11 protein-coding genes are annotated in these 18,440 nt (G+C 65.8%); 6 read left to right on the forward strand and 5 right to left on the reverse strand.

Annotated elements, in window-relative coordinates; genetic code table 11:
- Positions 1-34 precede the first annotated feature (34 nt).
- The 3 genes from GSQ89_RS22315 to GSQ89_RS22325 all read right to left on the reverse strand — a co-directional run bounded on the left by GSQ89_RS22315 (position 35) and on the right by GSQ89_RS22325 (position 3,609).
- Positions 35-1,036, reverse strand: a complete 1,002-nt coding sequence (locus tag GSQ89_RS22315; protein ID WP_158929376.1) for a GNAT family N-acetyltransferase — start codon at positions 1,034-1,036, stop codon at positions 35-37.
- A gap of 168 nt (positions 1,037-1,204) precedes the next feature.
- Positions 1,205-2,407 (reverse strand): pyridoxal phosphate-dependent aminotransferase, encoded by a 1,203-nt coding sequence (locus GSQ89_RS22320; RefSeq protein ID WP_158929378.1) that lies wholly within the window; start codon positions 2,405-2,407, stop codon positions 1,205-1,207.
- Entirely contained in the window at positions 2,407-3,609 is a 1,203-nt protein-coding gene (locus GSQ89_RS22325; RefSeq protein ID WP_158929380.1) for a pyridoxal phosphate-dependent aminotransferase, read from the reverse strand. Before GSQ89_RS22325 ends, GSQ89_RS22320 begins: the two co-directional genes overlap by 1 nt.
- Before the next feature lie 131 nt (positions 3,610-3,740).
- Between GSQ89_RS22325 and GSQ89_RS22330 the strand changes: the two genes are divergently transcribed.
- The 3 genes from GSQ89_RS22330 (at position 3,741) to GSQ89_RS22340 (ending at position 15,158) form a co-directional block, all read left to right on the forward strand.
- Positions 3,741-4,055 (forward strand): hypothetical protein, encoded by a 315-nt coding sequence (locus GSQ89_RS22330; protein ID WP_158929382.1) that lies wholly within the window; start codon positions 3,741-3,743, stop codon positions 4,053-4,055.
- 433 nt (positions 4,056-4,488) lie between these two features.
- Entirely contained in the window at positions 4,489-7,449 is a 2,961-nt protein-coding gene (locus GSQ89_RS22335) for a Hint domain-containing protein (protein ID WP_158929384.1), read from the forward strand.
- 284 nt (positions 7,450-7,733) lie between these two features.
- Positions 7,734-15,158 carry a Hint domain-containing protein gene (locus GSQ89_RS22340; RefSeq protein ID WP_158929386.1) on the forward strand — a complete coding sequence of 2,475 codons (7,425 nt, stop codon included), beginning with the start codon at positions 7,734-7,736 and terminating at the stop codon, positions 15,156-15,158.
- A 291-nt stretch (positions 15,159-15,449) separates the two neighbouring features.
- Here the strand turns inward: GSQ89_RS22340 and GSQ89_RS22345 are convergent, their stop codons facing one another.
- Both GSQ89_RS22345 and GSQ89_RS22350 read right to left on the reverse strand, forming a co-directional pair.
- Entirely contained in the window at positions 15,450-15,725 is a 276-nt protein-coding gene (locus GSQ89_RS22345; RefSeq protein WP_158929388.1) for a hypothetical protein, read from the reverse strand.
- Between the two features lie 218 nt (positions 15,726-15,943).
- Positions 15,944-16,258, reverse strand: a complete 315-nt coding sequence (locus GSQ89_RS22350) for a hypothetical protein (RefSeq protein ID WP_158929390.1) — start codon at positions 16,256-16,258, stop codon at positions 15,944-15,946.
- Between the two features lie 398 nt (positions 16,259-16,656).
- Between GSQ89_RS22350 and GSQ89_RS22355 the strand changes: the two genes are divergently transcribed.
- From GSQ89_RS22355 to GSQ89_RS22365, 3 genes are all read left to right on the forward strand, one after another.
- Positions 16,657-16,983 carry an NIPSNAP family protein gene (locus GSQ89_RS22355; protein WP_158929392.1) on the forward strand — a complete coding sequence of 109 codons (327 nt, stop codon included), beginning with the start codon at positions 16,657-16,659 and terminating at the stop codon, positions 16,981-16,983.
- An 87-nt stretch (positions 16,984-17,070) separates the two neighbouring features.
- The gene (locus GSQ89_RS22360; RefSeq protein WP_158929394.1) at positions 17,071-17,244 is read left to right on the forward strand and encodes a type II toxin-antitoxin system HicB family antitoxin; all 174 of its coding nucleotides are present in this window, start codon (positions 17,071-17,073) and stop codon (positions 17,242-17,244) included.
- A complete protein-coding gene (locus tag GSQ89_RS22365; protein WP_158929396.1) occupies positions 17,225-18,427 on the forward strand; it encodes a hydantoinase/carbamoylase family amidase in 1,203 nt (400 codons plus the stop codon). The genes GSQ89_RS22360 and GSQ89_RS22365 overlap by 20 nt, the downstream gene beginning before the upstream one ends.
- Positions 18,428-18,440: the final 13 nt, after the last annotated feature.

An 18,440-nucleotide genomic window follows, 5' to 3' on the forward strand; every position in this document is an offset into this window, starting at 1 on the left:
AGCACGGCGCGACGCTCAGACAGGTCGGGTGCCCCTACCCTGCCCCGACCCGCTTCCAGAACAACACCGTATCGTGCGCCGAACCGTCCGCGCTCAGCGCATACCCCGGCAGTCGTCCGCCTTCCCGCCAGCCCTCGGCCCGGTACAGCGCCTCGCCGGCCTCACCCGCGCGGGTGTCCAGCGTCAGCAAGGACCGGCCCGCCGCCACCGCCGCCTGTTCCAGCGCTCGCATGATTTGGCGCCCGAGACCGCCGCGGCGCGCATCCGGATGGACCAGGATCTTCTGCACTTCCGCCCGATGCGGCTGGTTCTCCGGCGTCCCCAGGTCGAGCATCCCGGTCCCCACCATCACACCGTCGTGCCATGCGGCCAGCAGTACGCGCTTACCGGCGCCGACGTCGCTCGCCATCCGATGCCAGAACGCGGTCGCCTTGTCCCGCGACAGCGGCGGCAGGAACGACACCGACGCCCCCGCCGCGACGCATGCGATCAGGATATCGGCCAGCCGGGCCTCAGCCGAAGTCGCGGCCGCGATATCCAGCGCCTGCACGCCGTTCACCGGCTTGGCGTAGCCGAACTCCAGCGAGTTGGAGATGTCCTCCAGCACCCGCAGCGGACCCGACCGGACATAGCCCCGCTTTTCGTAAAACCGATGTGCGCGGTCGAACCGGGTATCGCTCCACAACACCAGCCGTTCCGAACCCGCCGCGATGGCATGGCGTTCGGCAAGGTCGAGCAGCGCATGGCCCAGCCCTGAGCCGTGTCGTGCGGGGTCGACATAGACGCGGCAGACTTCCCACGCCGCATCGCCGGCAGGACGCACGGCGATCATGCCAACAACCGACCCGCCGGCCTCGGCGATCCACAGCGCGCCGCCGTGGCCGGCGTAATAGCTGGCCAGGGCGTGCAGCTCCGGCATCTCCAGATCCACGTCCATCTTGACGCCCGGGTAGGCCGACCAGCATGCCCAGATCAGTGCGATGACAGCAGGGCCATCGGCGTCGCGGCCAGAGCGGATCAGCCAGTCGAGATTCATGGCCGGTCGCGGTGAGTGTCGACCGGCGCACTCTCACCGTCATGGCCGGACGCGTTCCGGCCATCTTCGCACCGGCGGACGAAGCGCGGATGGCCGGGACGCGCCCGGCCATGACGGATACATTCCACGCTGGGCCATGACGATGGATGCCCAGCCATGTCGTTTCGCCTACCGCAACCCCTCGCAGAATGTCTGGATGCGCTTCAGGCCTTCCAGCAGTTCGTCGTCCGCGGTGGCGGTGCTGATGCGCAGGAACGGGCTCATGTGATAGGCGGCGCCGTGGACGGTGGCGACGTAGTGTTCCTCCAGGAGGGCGAGGCACACGTCCTCATCGTTGTGCAGCACGCGCCCGCCGGTGGTGGTCTTGCCCAGGCAGCCGGCGACGTTGGGGAAGACGTAGAAGGCGCCCTCGGGCTTGTGGCAACTGATGCCCTTGGCCGCGTTCAGCATTGCGACGGCCACGTCGCGGCGGCGCTTGTAGGCCTCGATCTGGACGTCGACGCCATCTTGCGGGCCGTCCAGCGCCGCGGCCGCGGCGGCCTGCCCGACGGTGGAGGTGCCGGCGGTGGCCTGGCCCTGCATCACGGTCATCGCCTTGATCAGGGGCTTGGGGCCGCCGGCGAAACCGATCCGCCAGCCGGTCATCGCATAGGTCTTGGAAACCCCCGACACCGTCAGCGTGCGGTCCTTCAGGTCCGGTGCGACCTGGGCGAAGGTGGCGTGCTGGAAGCCGTCGAACACCAGATGCTCATACATGTCGTCGGACAGGATCCAGACATGCGGGTGCTTGCGCATCACGACGGCGATTTCGGCGATTTCGGCGGCCGAACAGCAGGCGCCGGTCGGGTTGTTGGGGTTGTTCAGCACCAGCCATTTGGTCTTCGGGGTGATCGCCGCGTCGATATCCTCGGCGCGGGGCTTGAAGCCGTTGTTCTGCGGGCAGTTCACCAGGACCGGCACGCCTTCGCACAGTTGGGTCATCTGCGCGTAGGCGATCCACGACGGCACCGGGATGATGACCTCGTCACCCGGGTCCACGGTGGCCATGATGGCGTTGAACAGGCATTGCTTGCCGCCGTTGGAGACGGCGATTTCGTCCAGCGCATAATCCAGCCCGGAATCGCGCTTGAATTTCCGCTGGATCGCCTGCTTCAGCACGCGGGTGCCGTCCTGCGGCGGGTATTTGGTGTCGCCCTTCAGCGCCGCCTGGTGCGCGGCCTCGATGGCGTGCGGCGGGCTGTCGAAGTTGGGCTCGCCGGTGGTCAGGGTCACGACCGGCTTGCCGGCGGCTTTCAGCTCGCGCGCCTTGATCGTCATCTGCACGCTGGCCGCCAAGGCGACCCGGCCAAGCCGCGAAGAAAAACCAGGCATCAGTGCAGACCTTCGCAGAAACGTTGAATACGGGTGCAGGCCTCGGTCAGTTCCGAGGTCGCATTGGCATAGCTGATGCGGATGTAGCCGGGGTAGCAGAAGGCCGCACCATGCACGGTGGCGACCCCTTCCTCAGACAGCAGCGTCAGGGCGAAGGTTTCGTCGTCCTTGATCAGCACGCCGCCCTTGCTGGTCTTGCCGATGCAGCCGTGGATCGACGGATACACATAGAAGGCGCCATCCGGTGTACTGCAATTCAGGCCGGGGGCCTTGTTCAGCATCTCCACCACCATGTCGCGGCGCTGCTCGAACACCTTCCGCATTTCCTCCACCGTGTCCTGCTGGCCGGTCAATGCCTCGACGGCGGCGGCCTGGGCGATGGAGTTGGGGTTGGATGTGGACTGGCTCTGCAATTTGTCCATCGCCTTGATCAGTGCGACGGGGCCGCCGGCGAAGCCGATGCGCCAGCCGGTCATGGCGTAGGACTTGGATACGCCATGCACCGTCAGCGTGCGGTCCTTGAGGCGAGGTTCCACCGCGACGATGGTTCCCGGCTTGAAGCCGTTGTACGCCAGCTTGTCGTAGATATCGTCGGTCAGCACCCAGACATGCGGATGGCGCATCAGCACGTCACAGATCGACCTCAGCTCCTCCGCGCTGTAGGCGGCGCCGGTCGGGTTGCAGGGGTTGTTCAGCATGAACCAGCGGGTCTTCGGGGTAATCGCCGCTTCCAGGTCCTCGGCGCGCAGCTTGAAGCCGTTGTTCTGGCCGCATGGCACCAGCACCGGCTTGCCGTCCGCCAGGGTGACGATGTCGGGATAGCTGACCCAGCACGGGCTGGGGATGATGACCTCATCGCCGGCGTTCAGTGTGCTCAGCATGGCGTTGAACAGCACCTGCTTGGCACCGGTGGAGATGATGATTTCCTCCGGCTTGTAGTCGATGCCGCTGTCGCGGGCGAACTTCAGCGCCACCGCTTTGCGCAGCGCCTGGGTGCCGGCCACGTCGGTATATTTCGTCTCGCCGTTCTCCAGCGCCCGGATCGCCGCGTCCTTGATGTTGCGGGGGGTATCGAAGTCCGGTTCGCCCTGCGACAGGCTGATGACGTTCTTGCCCTCGGCGATCATGCCGCGTGCCACCGTGGAAATCGCGATGGTCAGGCTGGGCTGGATGCGGTCGAGGCGGTCGGCGGTGAGCGGCATGACGTGTTCCCGGCGGATTCTAAGGAGTAAGCAGCGGGTTCTAATGCTCTGCCGCCGCGGGGGCAACCGGATGACGCGGCCGAGCGCGGCGGGGCTGGTCTGTGCGGGGGGCGGGCCAGGACCTTCGGTGAATGAATCGTGATCGCCCGGCCGCGCCGCCGGAACCAGGCCAGGGACGCGATCCGCGTTGCCTCGGCGTCGCCCCGACGCGAATCACTTTGCGCCAGGGAAGCCGGTTCCGGACGATCGAGGTCCCTGACCTTCAGCTTATCGACGGTTTCCATGCCTTCGAGGCCGAGACCGGCGTCCGCTGGACTGACGGCGATGCCACCGTGACGGCGGAATTGCGCGAAGGATTCGACGGCCCGGTGGAGCTGGTGCTGCACCTCGACGGGTCGACCCGATACCCCGTCTTTGCCGTTGCCGGCCAACGTACCGCGGCATGAACCTGGCGGCCCGCGCCCGGCGCGTTGCCACGCAACCATTACGTAACCAGGCGGCTGCTACGCAATGGGTAACCGCTGCGCAATCGAATTGATTTGCATCAAACAAAGCCTGCCCGAATCGAGTTGCCTTCGAGATATTTTTGCCACATGACCTCAGATGCCGAACATCCGGTGGAACGCAGGGACGAATGATCGGCGGGGCCGCGACGGCTTCGGACCGGGTCGCTCCGAACGGCTTCACCCGCACACTTCGACCACCGCCCGTGGAAACAGGGCGCCTGCCACGTCCCGTCACCCGGCGGGCATGCGACCGGAGCAAGATGACTTCGCCTGTGCGCAGCCATCCAGCTTTAACTTTTTTGTTTGATCACGTGATTCAGACCTGCGGCGATTCCGCCTCCGGTCATCACGCTCTCGCCTGAAGGATCGACCGATGAGCAAGACGTTAACGGCAACCTACGGTTCGGGCGTCACGCTTTCGTCGGCTTCGGATAGCCCCACGACCATCACTTCGACAGGCTACCTGGAACAGGGCCTTCGGGTGACCTATGACGGCCCCTGGCAGGTGGCGAATTACGGCACCATCCAGGGGGGGACGGCGGGATACGGCGTCTACCTGCTCGACGGCGGAACGGTCACCAATCAGGCCGGCGGGTATATCGGCGGCAACTCCGCTGGTATCTCGGCCAAAGACGGCGCCCTGACCGTGGTCAATGCCGGCGATGTCACCGGCCGCACGGGCGGCGGCATCTACCTGCTGGCGGGCGGCAGTGTCACCAACCTGGCCGGCGGTGTCATCACCGGGTACGACGGGGTCTCCGCCAGCACAGCCGCCGCCACGGTGATCAATGCGGGCAGTATCATCGGCAGTGGTCTCGACGGTCCCGGCGTCGTCATCACGGCCGGCGGCACCGTCATTAACCAAGCCGGCGGGACGATCATCGGCGGCAGCGGGATCAACGGCGAGGCCGTCGCGCTGACCGTGATCAACACCGGCTCGATCTACGGGTTCAACGAATTCGGCGTGGCCTTTTTCTCGGGGGGCTACCTGGCCAACCAGAGCGGTGGCACGATCACCGGCGCCAGCGAAGCCGTCCATGCGGGCGCCGTCTTCACCATGGTGAATGGCGGGCTCATCGACGGGGCCAGTGAGGGCCTCAATCTCGACGGCGGCGGCAGCGTCACCAACCAGGCCGGCGGCACCATCAGCGGCGGGTTCGCGGGGATCATCGCCTATAACACGGCCCTGGCCGTGAGCAACTACGGCGTCATCCAGGGAAATGGCTCCAGCGATGAGGGTATCAACCTCAAAGTAGGCGGCAGCGTCACCAATCAGGCCGGCGGCGCCATCCACGGCAAATACGAGGCGATCTTCGCGTCCGGCGGGCTGACGACGGTGACCAATGCGGGCTTCATCACCGGATACGGCACGTTCGGGGCCGGCATCCTGCTTGGCGGCGGCGGCGGCGTCACCAACCAAGCCGACGGGACGATCAGCGGACAGGCCGAGGGGGTCTCGGCCTACCACGCCGCCGTTGCCGTGGCGAATAACGGGGTTATCGCGGCTTACGGCAGTTCGGCCGAGGCGATCTACCTGACCGGTGGCGGCAGCGTCACAAACCAGGCCGACGGCACGATCACCGGTTCGGTGGGTATCGACAGCCAGTTCGCCGGCGCGACGGTGGCGAACGCCGGCAGCATTGTCGGCACCGGCGGCACTGCCGTCGCCTTCGGCGCCGGTTACACCAACCTGCTGACGATCGACCCGGGTGCGGTGTTCCACGGCATGGTCAATGGCGGCAACACGATCGGCGCCACCGCGGTCAGCACGTTGGAACTGGCATCGGGCGCCTCGACCGGGACATTGTCCGGCCTGGGCACGCAGTTTGTCGATTTCGGTCAAGTATCGATCGACGCCGGGGCTTATTGGATCGTCGGCGGCAACGAAACGCTGACCGCCGGCACGACGCTGACCAATGCCGGCACCCTGGCCCTGGCCGACTCAAGCTTTGCCGATAACGGCGTCGTCATCAACAACGGCGCCATCGTCATCGATCCGTCGAGCGTGACGTTCGGCAGCCTGACCGGATCGGGATACGTCACGATCGACAGCGGCAGCACGCTGGACGTTACGGGTGCAGTGACCAACGGCGAAACGATTGTCTTTTCCGGCACGAACAACCTGCTGGATGTCAGCCCGACAGCGTTTGCCGGCCAGATCAACGGATTCATCCCCGGCGACACGATCGACCTGACGGGTGTGACCGATGGATTTTCGCCCCGGATCGTCAACGGCAACACGCTGGCGATCCAACGCACCGACAATCCATCCGTCTACCTGACACTCGATCCCGGGACCAACTATACCGGCGACCAATTTGCCATCAGCGGCGGCGGCGCCATCACCACGGAGATCCCCTGTTTCCTGCGCGACACGCGCATCCGCACCGAACGCGGGGAGACGATGGTGCAGGACCTGGCCGTGGGCGACCGGGTCCTGACCTTGTCCGGGACGTCCCGCCCGATCACATGGATCGGCACGGGGCGCGTGGTGGTCAGCCCCGGCCGCCGATCCGCCGCCACGCCGATCGTCGTCCGCAAGAGCGCCCTCGCCGACAACGTGCCGTACTACGACCTGCGCATCACCAAGGGCCATTCGCTGTTCGTCGACGGCGTGCTGATCCCGGCGGAGTTCCTGGTCAACCACCGGTCGATCCAGTGGGACGACCACAAGCGCGAGGTCGAATTCTACCACATCGAACTCGACGCCCATGACGTATTGCTGGCGAACGGCAGTCCGGCCGAGAGTTACCGCGACGACGGCAACCGGTGGCTGTTCCGGAACGCCAACGCCGGCTGGGACCAGCCGTCGATGCCAGCCTGCGCGCCGGTGCTGACCGGCGGCCCGGCGGTGGATGCGATCTGGCGGCGGTTGCTCGATCGCAGCGGCGCGCGAACCGGCGTGACGCTGACGGACGATCCGGACCTGCATTTGCTGGTGGACGGCAGGCGCCTGGACGCCACGCTGCGTGCGGACGGTGCCCACGTCTTCTCGCTTCCGGACACGCGTGCCGCCGTGCGCATCGTCTCCCAAGCCGGCGCGCCGCAGGAACTGGGCTTCGCACGCGATCCGCGGTGCCTCGGCATCGCCTTGCGGCGCGTGATGCTGCGCCAGGGCGCTCGGGTCCGGACGATCGATGCCCACGATCCACGCCTGACGGACGGCTTCCACGCGTTCGAGGCTGACAACAACCTGCGCTGGACCGACGGCGACGCCGGCCTGCCGGCGGCGTTGTTGGAGGGCTTCGATGGGGCGGTGGAACTTGTGCTGCACCTCGGCGGCACGACCCGGTACCCGTCTTTTGCCTTCGCCGGCGGACAGGCCGCGGCATAGGCCAGGCGCCCCAACCCTCCGCAACCTGCTACGTAACCGGATTGACTCACGTCAAATAAATAACTCTTCCGAATCAGTTTGTATTTTCAAACGTTCTTCGTCACATTTGGCAATGTGCTGAGCGTCGGATGAGACATACAGGCGAATTACCGCCGGAGCCATGACGGCTCCGAACCGGATCGTTGCGCGCCATCTTGCTGGCACACCTTGACCACGCTCCCTGGAAACGGGGCACCCACGGTGCGCCGCCATCCCGGTACGCAACAAGCCTGAAGGACCGACTGATGAGCAAGACGATCGCGACCACCTACAGTTCGGGCGTCACGCTTTCGTCGGCCTCGTATGATCCCACGACCATCACGTCCACGGGCCTGCTGCAACAGGGCCTGAATGTTCAGTACAGTGGCAACTGGCAGGTCCTGAACCAGGGGACGATCCAGGCGCCGTCGTCCTACGGCATCTACCTGCTTGGGGGCGGCACGGTCACCAACCAGACGAGCGCCACGATCGGCGGCAGCCAGGGCGGGATCGCCACCGAACACGCCGCCCTGACCGTCATCAACGCCGGCAGCATCTATGCGTCCAACGGCGCCGGCATTTCCCTGTTCGCCGGCGGCAGCGTCACCAACCAGGCCGGCGGCACCATCACCGGCTACACCGGCATCCATGGCGGAGCAGCCGCGGCCGCCGCCGTCGTCAATGCCGGCGTCATCGCCACCTACATCCCCTTCGCCACCTCAGTATTTTCCAACGCCGGTGTCTCCCTGCTCGACGGCGGCAGCGTCACCAACCAGGCCGGCGGCGTGATCCTCGGCTACCAGGGGATCTACGGCGGCCACGACGGTGCCCTGACCGTGGTCAACGCCGGCACCATCGCCGCGGCCTACTTTCCCATAGAAGAGACCTACTACGGCAACGGCGTGTATCTGGGCCACGGCGGTACCGTCATCAACCAGACCGGTGGGACCATCACCGGTGCCATCGGGATCGCCAGCAGCGGAGTCCCCGCGACGGTCGTGAACTACGGCGACATCACCGGAGTCATGAGCACCGGCATCGACATGGGCGACGGCGGCAGCCTCACCAACCAGGTCAGCGGAGCCATCACCGGCGCTTTCGGCGTCGACTCCGTCGCCTACCTGGCCGTGGTGAACGCCGGGACCATCACCGGTACCGCCGCCGGCGGTATCAGTTTCTTAAACGGCGGCGGCGGCAGCGTCACCAACGAAGCCGGCGGCATCATCACCGGCAACAACGGCATCGTCGGAACCGGCGCCACGACCGTGTTCAACGCCGGCAGCATCGGCAGCAACGGCTCGGGCGACGGCATCTACCTGGAGAACGGTGGCAGCGTCACCAACCAGGCCGGCGGCATCATCAGCGGCTATACCGGGGTCTACAGCGGGTCAGCCGCCGCCGTCGCCGTGGTCAACGCAGGCGTCATCGCCACCTATATCCCCTTCGCCATCTCAGTATTTTCCAACGCCGGCGTCTCCCTGCTCGACGGCGGCAGCGTCACCAACCAGGCCGGCGGCGTGATCGTCGGATACCAGGGAGTCTACGGCGGCCACCACGGCGCCCTGACCGTGATCAACGCAGGCACCATCGCCGCGGCCTACTTTCCCATAGAAGAGACCTACTACGGCGAAGGCGTGTACTTGGGCGATGGCGGCACCATCATCAACCTGGCCGGCGGCACCATCACCGGCAGCAATGGGATCGCCACCAGCGGAGTCTCCGCGACGGTCGTGAACTACGGCGACATCACCGGGATCATGAGCACCGGCATCGACATGGGCGCCGGCGGCAGCCTCACCAACCAGGCCAGCGGGGTCATCACCGGCTATTTCGGCGTCGACTCCGCTGCCTACCTGAACGTGGTGAACGCCGGGACCATCACCGGTACCTCCGGCGGCGGAATCAGTTTCCTCGCCGGTGGCGGCGGCAGCGTCACCAACGAAGCCGGCGGCATCATCACCGGCAACAACGGCATCGTCGGAACCGGCGCCACGACCGTGATCAACGCCGGCAGCATCGGCAGCAACGGCTCGGGCGACGGCATCTACCTCGAGAACGGTGGCAGCGTCACCAATCAGACGGGCGGAACGATCACCGGCTCCGACGCGATCGACGCCGAGGCGCAAAGCACCCTGATCAACGCCGGTTACATCGCTTCGACCGGCGCCAGCCAGACCGCTGTCGATCTGCAAGCCGGCGGCTACGTCCTCAACCAGACCAGCGGCGCGATCACCGGCTATTCCGGCATCCAGGCCGATAACGCCCCGGCAACGGTCGTCAATTACGGCAGCATCACCGCCATCGGTTCGGGCGGCGACGGCGTCGCATTCTATGCCGGCGGCACCGTCACCAACGCGGCGAGCGGCACCATCAGCGGCAGCGACGGCGTCTACGCCACCGCCCCGGTCGCCGTGGTCAATGCCGGCGACATCACCGGATCCGTCCATTACGGCATCCAACTCACCGCCGGCGGCGTCATCACCAATCAGGCCGGCGGCTATATCGCCGGCTACGCCGGAATCTTTGCCGGCTCCGATCCAGCCACTATGGTCAATGCCGGCAGCATCGCCGGGATCGGGACCTACGGAAAAGGCATCGAACTCCAGGCTGGCGGCACCATCACCAACCAATATGGCGGCACGGTTTCCGGCTTCACCGCGATCTACACCGGCGGCCCCGTCACCGTGGTGAACTACGGCGTCGTCGCCTCGACCGGCATGGATCGAGGCGGTGTCCAGGCGGTCGATGGCGGCGACGTCACCAATCAGGCCGGCGGCACCATCACCGGCTATAACGGGGTTTACGGCACCGCGCCGCTCTACGTGCTGAATGCCGGTGTCATATCCGCCGCCACGGCGTCCCCGCTGTACACCGGCGTCGACCTGGCCGCGGGCGGCACCGTCGTCAACCAGGCCGGCGGCACCATCACCGGCGGCAGCGGAGTTGACGGCGGCTACGGCGGCCCGCTGTATGTAAACAACAGCGGCAGCATCGTCGGGGTCTCCGGCGGTGGCATAGAAATTCTGGCCGGTGGCACCGTCGTCAACCAGGCCAGCGGTGTGATCGCCGGCTACGTGGGCATCGAGGCCGGCACGGTCGCCGTGACCGTGGTGAATTACGGCGTCGTCGAGGCCAGCTATTCCGTGGGCGTTTTCCTCGCCGGCGGCGGTGCCGTCACCAACGCAATCGGCGGCACCATCAGCGGAGCCGCCGGCGTCATCTCCCTCTACGGGGCCACGACCGTCGTCAACGACGGCACGATCGCCGGTTCCGAGGAAGGTGTCGCCCTGAATGCAGGCGGCGTCGTCACCAACCAGACCAACGGCATCATCACCGGCTACGCCACCGCGATCGACGGCGAGGGCCCGGTCACCGTGGTGAATGCCGGGACCATCTACGCGAGCCAGACCTACTCTCGCGCAACGGGCATCTACCTCGGTGGCGGCGGCACCATCACCAACCAGGCCGGCGGCACCATCACCGGTGCCAACGCGATCTACAGCGCACAATCCCACACGCTCACAGCGACCATCGTGAATGCCGGCACGATCGCGGGGAACTATTACGCCATCAATCTCGCCATGACCGGCGTCGTCACCAACCAGGCCGGCGGCATCATCGAGGGCTCCCGAGCGATCGGATCGCAACGTACCCTCACGGTGGTCAATGCCGGCACGATCGCCGGCTACGACGGCGCCATCGGCCTGCTGTCGGGCGGCACCGTCGTCAATCAGGCCACCGGCACCATCAGCGGGGCTGTCGGAGTCTACGGCGGCGGCCGCACCACCGTGGTCAACGCCGGCAGCATCCTGGGCGGTGCGGAAGGTGCGTTGCAGGGCGGCATCGCCCTGCTCGACGGCGGCATCGTCACCAACCAGACCGGTGGCTATATCACCGGCTATGATGGCGTCTACGGCGGTGAAAAACACACCGTAACGGTCATCAACGCCGGCAGCATCACCGGCGGTACAGCCGACCACTACGCGGGCGGCGTCGAACTCGTTGGCGGCGGCGCCGTCAGCAACGCGGCGACCGGCACGATCACCGGCTACGACGGGGTCTACGGCGGCAAACCCGGCAGCCTGCTGGTCATCAATGCCGGCACCATCAGCGGTGTTGGCGGGACAAGCTACGGCGTCGTCCTCAACGGCGGCGGTTACGTCACCAACCAGGCCGGCGGCGTCATCACCGGCTTCGACGGCATCATCTCCAACTACGCCGCCGCGACCGTCGTCAACGCCGGCACCGTCACGGCGGTCGGTTCGAAAGGCACCGGCGTCGTCATCGAAGACGGCGGCGCCGTCACCAATCAGGCCGGCGGCACCATCACCGGCAGCAACGGCGTTTACGGCAAATCCGTCCCGCTCACGGTGATCAACGCCGGCTCCATCTCGGGCTACAACCTGTACGGCGTCGCCCTGTTCGCCGGCGGGTCGCTCGACAACCAGGCCGGCGGCACCATCACCGGCCCGGCCGACGCGGTCTATGCCAACGGGCCGCTGACCGCGGTGAACGCCGGTCTCATCACCAGCTACGGCGGTGGTGACGGCATCGAACTGAACGCCGGCGGCAGCGTCACCAATCAGAGCGGCGGCGTCATCGACGGGTACGACGCGATTTTCGCCATCACGGCCGCGGTGACGGTGGTCAATGCGGGCACCATCGATGCCAGCACCACCCCGCTGAACAGCGCGGCGGGCATCGGCGTTTACCTCGGCGCCGGCGGCGCCGTCATCAACCAGGGCGGCGGCACGATCGCCGGAACCTACGGGGTTTATGCCAAGAACGTCGCGGCGACCGTGATCAACAGCGGCAGCATCGCCGGATACAGCCAGACCGGCGTCGTCTTCGCCGCCGGCGGCTATCTGACCAACCAGAGCGGCGGCACGATCACCGGCGCCACCGGCGTTTTCAACGGCGGCGCCCTGACCCTGGTGAACAGCGGTGCCATATTCGGCACCATCGGCGAAGCCCTCGACGTCTACGCAGGCGGCACAATCACCAACCTGAGCGGCGGCACGATCAGCAGCGACGGCTCCGAGGTGATCTTCAGCGCCAACACCGCCGTCGCCATCACCAATGACGGCACCATTGCGACGTCCGGCATTGGTGATGAGGCGATCGCCCTCTTCGCGGGTGGCACCATCACCAACCTGGCCAGCGGCACGATCAGCGCCGGCGTCGAGGCCATCGTCAGCTTCGACACCGCCATCGCCGTAACCAATTACGGCCTCATCGCCGGCGGCCAGATTGGCGGCCAGGGCATCGCCCTGTTCGGGGGCGGCAGCATCACCAACCTGAGCGGGGGGACGATCACCGGCGGCCTCCAGGGTATTGCCAGCTTCAGCGATCCCATGACCGTGTCGAATGCCGGTCTCATCACGTCCTACGACTATCGCGGCCAGGCGCTTTATTTCACCGGCGGCGGCAGCGTCACCAACCAAGCCGGCGGCACCGTCAGCGGTTATGGCGCCATCGTTGCTCTCGACACGGCGGTCGCCGTGGCGAATGCCGGCCGCATCGCGTCCTACGGCACCAATGCCAGGGCAATCTACTTCACCGCCGGCGGCAGCATCACCAACCAGGCCGGCGGCACCATCAGCGCTGCCTACGACGCGATCGTCGCCTTCAATTCGGCTGTTCCCGTCGTGAACGCCGGCCTGATCGCGGCTTATGGGGCGAATGGCAAAGCCATCGACCTGGTCGAGGGCGGCAGCGTCACCAACCAGGCCGGCGGTACCATCAGCGGATTTTACGGCGTTTACGCCAAATACGGCTCGATCACAGTGGTCAACGCCGGCAGCATCGTGGCCAATACCGCGTCGGGGACCGCCATCAAACTGCTCAACGGCGGCAACGTCACCAACGTTTCGGGTGGCACAATCAGCGGCCATACCGGAATCCAGGCTAACGACAGCGGCATGACCGTGACGAACGCCGGCGTCATCATCGGCACCGGCGGCAACGCCGTGACGTTCGCCGCCGGCTACACCAACCGGCTGATCGTCGATCCCGGCGCCGCCTTTACCGGCACGGTCAATGGCGGCAACGCCGTCGGCGCCGCCAAAGCCAGCACGCTCGAGCTGGCGTCCGCCGCCTCGGCCGGAACGCTGTCCGGCCTGGGCACGCAGTTCGTCGATTTCAGCCAGGTGGCGCTGGACGCCGGCGCCTACTGGGACCTGACCGGCACCAACACGCTGGCCGCCGACGCCACCCTGACCAATGACGGCACCCTGGCCCTGTCCAGCGCATACCTTCTGGACGACGGCGCGTTCATCAACAACGGCGCCCTCATCATCGATCCGTCCAGCGTCACGCTGGCCAGCCTGACCGGCACCGGCGATGTCACGATCGACACCGGCAGCACACTGAACGTGACGGGCGCGGTCGCATCCACCGAGACCATCGTCTTCTCCGGCACCAACGATCTCCTCGGTGCCAACCCCACCGCCTTCGCCGGCCAGATCGACGGCTTCACCTTCGGCGACACCATCCAGTTGGCCGGCGTCACCGATGGCACCACGGCCGAGATCGTCAACGGCAACACGTTGGAAATCGACCGCTCCGGCAATCCGCCCGTCTTCCTGACCCTCGATCCCAGCGTCAGCTACACCGGCGACACTTATGCCGTCAGCCCCACCGGCGCCGTCACCGAAACACCCTGTTTCGTGGCCGGAACCATGATCCGCACCGGCCGCGGCGACGTGCCGGTGGAACGCCTCGCCATCGGCGACCACATCATCACCCTGTCCGGAGCGTCACGCCCGATAAGCTGGATCGGCCATCGCACGCTCGACCTGGCCCGCCACCCCGAACCACGCCGCGTCCAGCCGATCGTCATCCGCACCGATGCCTTCGGCGAGGGCCTGCCCGCCCGCGACCTGTACCTGTCCCCCGAACACGCCGTGCTGCTGGATGGCGCGCTGGTGCCCGTCCGCCTGCTGGTCAACGGGACCAGCATCCAGCGCGACGAAACCCGCCGCCGGGTCACCTATTACCATGTCGAACTGGCAACCCACGACATCCTGCTGGCCGAGGCCCTGCCGGTCGAATCCTACCTGGAGACCGGCAACCGCGGCATGTTCGAGAACGCCGGCGCACCGCTGCTGCTGCACCCCGACCCGACCAACGACCAGGCCCGCCGCGTCACCCGATCCTGCGCCCCGTTCATCGGCGATCCCGCGCGCATCGAGCCGCTGTGGCGCGCCTTGGCGGACCGAGCGGCGGCCAGCGGTTGGCCCCGAGCGGACACAACCCCAGCCACCGACGACCCTGCCCTGCACCTGTTCGTCGACGGCCGCCGCCTAGCCCCGATCGCCGTCATCCAAGGCAAACACAGTTTCATCATCCCCACCGACGCTCGGCAGGTCCGCCTGCGCTCGCGCACCGCGATCCCGTCCGACACCACACCCTGGCTTGCCGACGACCGCCGCCTGGGCGTCCTGCTGCGCGGCCTGACCATCCAGGCAACGCCGATCCCGCTCGATCACCCGGGCTTGGGCACCGGCTGGTGGGCACCGGAGTGGCACGACCCAGAAACCCTGCGCCGCTGGACCAACGGCGACGCCGAACTGCCGCTGCTCCAGTCTGCGGACAGGCCATACCTGCTGGAGGTCGATATCGCCGCCACCCTGCCCTACCCGCTACCCGTCGCGGCCTCCGATCCGCCTTCGATCCGACGTTCCGCCTAGGTGTTGAGGTCAGAATAAAACAGGACAAACGGGTTCAGATATCGCCCCGGACAGCTCGCTGGATCCGGTCGAACACGTATTGTGCGCCGTCGATCGCAATAAACTGCGGCGTTGGGTCGAGCGCTGACGACCAGCTCCCGAACCTGCCGCGGCTCTGCCCCAAATAGTCGTTACTATTCAGAATCGAATTGTCCCACGCCCATTCGACCTTTGACTCACTTGGACCTCTGGCAAGCGATCGAGGCTGAGTGCAATCAAATTGCCCCACGGCGCGGATCGGTCGATCAAAATTCAACGGTTGGTGACCGCATAACGTGCCTTCCCCCGTAACCAGGCATCGAGCGCAAAACGGCCGACGATGAAATACAATCCCATCAGCACGAACGGGATACCCCATAGGCGGAATATGAGCGGTGCGCTCGACCTGAACACATCTGCCTCCCAGAAGACAGCAAACCCGCCCCACAACAAACTGAATGGGATCAGAAACAAATCGCTGCCGTAAACAGCCAGCCCGTAGAAGGTCGGCCCGACCAGATGATCCGTTCGCCTTCCAGAAGGGACCAACGGGCGTCACCCGCGTCTTTACCCGCATCCATGCTGTCTATCCCCGCCCTGCTTAACGGTTTCGCATCAATCATCCATATGATGAAAGACCCTATGGTACAACGACTTGAGGGGAATGGCTCTGGTGAGATGTCCCGTGCCTTCGACGGCTGACCCGAGCGAAGCGTGCCACGATTCAGTCCGGGCATTCGACCAGAGAGCCGATGAAGCAAGCCGCATTACCGCATCGCAATGATACCGCGATGCAACGCAAGTTCGTACGAAGACGGCCCGAATCCAGGATGCCGATCTCGCATTTCCTTGTAGATTTCCTCCCGTTTCTTATCAGTCCAATGCCTCTCGCCAAAGTATCCCTCGTCAGCATGCAACGCATTGGCTTTACGTTTCACAGTCTCGACTTCGCTTGGTACCAATCCGCTGATAGTTTTCTCCAGATCAATTAGTTCCTCCCGTAGCATGCGACATCGTCTGTTGAAGTCGGCAACAACATAGGCAGCGTCTAACGCTGAACCGGCACGTGCATTCTCGATCACGCGACTGCGCTCAATGGAAGACGGTAACTCGCTACCCACCAAACTCACCCCATCTTCTATCAACAGAACATGGGAGATAGATCACAATCACCCTCCAATGTCATGCGCCTGAGGCGAATGGGGCGCGGCACGCCGACCACTGATGGCCACAGGCGCAAGAGAACGATGCGCGGTAATGGTTGGAATAACTCCCCACGGGTCTCACGCTTGAATTAGCGTTGATACGGGCCACGATACCATCGGCTTCCCGGCCGCAAAAACGCTGTGATGAATTGAAACCACCTGCGGCTCGGCAATGACACGCACCGATCGGGCGGGATCGCCTCTCACCCCCCTTCTTGCCCCATCGTCGCGCCCGCCGCACACTCCAAGGGTCTCAACCCCATGGGAGGGAAACCATGCTCTACGAACTGCGGATCTATGAATGCGTCCCCGGCAAACTGCCGGACCTGAACAAGCGCTTTAGCACCATCACCCTGAAAATCTGGGAGAAACACGGCATCAAGCAGGCCGGCTTCTGGACCACGGTGATCGGCGAGTCGAACATGACGCTGTACTACATGCTGGCCTGGGAATCCCTCGCCGACCGCGAGAAGAAGTGGAATGCCTTCCAGGCCGACCCGGAATGGCACGCCGCGCGCGCCAAGACCGAGGAAAACGGCGCCATCGTTGCCAAGGTTACCAACTACATCCTCGGCCCGACCCCGTACTCTTCCGTCAAGTAACCCACACGCGGCATGGGGGCCCCTGCCCCCATGCCGCGTGCTGGACGGCCCCGGGCGGGTTCCGCGTGATGAAACTGGGGTAATCCCATGAGCGCTTACATCGCCCCTTTGCGTAAGGACGTCACCAGCGAGTTCGGTGTCGCGTTCCCGGATTTTCCGGGGTGTGTGACCGCGGGCTGGTCGTTGGAAGAGGCCCGGCGCATGGCCACCGAAGCCCACGCCGATAAAATGGAGCCCGAGCATGCCTGCGATCGATGGTGACCGTCTGTTGCGCGACCTGTACGCGGCGCGGGAGATCGGCAAATACAAGACCGGTGTCCACCGCCCGACATTCTCGCCACAGGACGTCGATGCCCGCCACTGGCTCGCCGCCCGGTTGACCGAGGCCGGGTTGGACGCCTCGATCGACGGCATCGGCAACATCTATGGGCGCGATCCAGCGCCAGGACGGAAACTGCTGACCGGGAGCCACATGGAGACGCAGAACCACGCCGGCTGGCTGGATGGCGTCATGGGCGTGCTGTACGGGCTGGAAACCGCCCGCTGTCTGGGGCGCGGCATCGACGTCGGCAGTTGGGCGGATGAGGAAGGCCATTACGGCTCTTTCCTCGGCAGCCGATCGTTCTGCGGCTTGCTGACCGAGGCGGAAATCGACACCTGCGCCAACCGGGAAACCGGCACATCCCTGCGCGACGCGTTGCGTGAGGCGGGATTTTCCGGCCGGCCTCGGCAGACGGTGGATACGGCACGGTATCTCGGCTACCTGGAAGCCCATATCGAGCAGGGCGCCGACCTGGAGGACCACCATCTTCGCCTTGGCATCGTCACCGCCATCGTCGGCAGCCGCCGGTTCCGCATCCTGTTCAAGGGCCAGCAGAATCACGCCGGCACCACGCGCATGTCGGTGCGCAAGGATGCCGGTGTTGCACTGGTGAAACTGGTCGCTGCGATCGAAGAGCGGTTCCCGCGGATCGCCGGGCCTCGGACGGTGTGGACGACGGGCGATATCAAGCTCGACCCGGGCGCGGCCAGCATCGTGCCGGGGGGCGCCGAACTGGTGTTCCAGTTTCGCGATACCGACCCGGCCACGCTGGACGCCCTGGAGGCTGCCCTGACCGAATTGCTGGCCGAAGCGGCGAAAGGCCCGTGCGAGGTGTCCGTGGCCTATCGCAGCACCACCGCACCCAGTGCGATGGACCCCGGATTCCAGGCTGCCCTGACCGCTGCGGCGGAGCGGCATGCGCCGGGGTTGCACCAGCCGATGCCCTCCGGTGCCGGCCACGATGCGCAGATCCTGTCGCAGGTGCTGCCCTCGGCCATGCTGTTCGTGCCCAGTATTGGCGGAATCAGCCATCATTACGCCGAAGACACCAGCGACGCGGACATCGTCCTGGGATGCCAGGTGTTCGCGGACGCGGCGGCTGCCATTCTCGCCGGGGGGTAGGGGAAGGCCGGGC

The sequence above is a fragment of the Acidisphaera sp. S103 genome, from assembly GCF_009765975.1.
Taxonomy (GTDB): Bacteria; Pseudomonadota; Alphaproteobacteria; order Acetobacterales; family Acetobacteraceae; genus Rhodopila.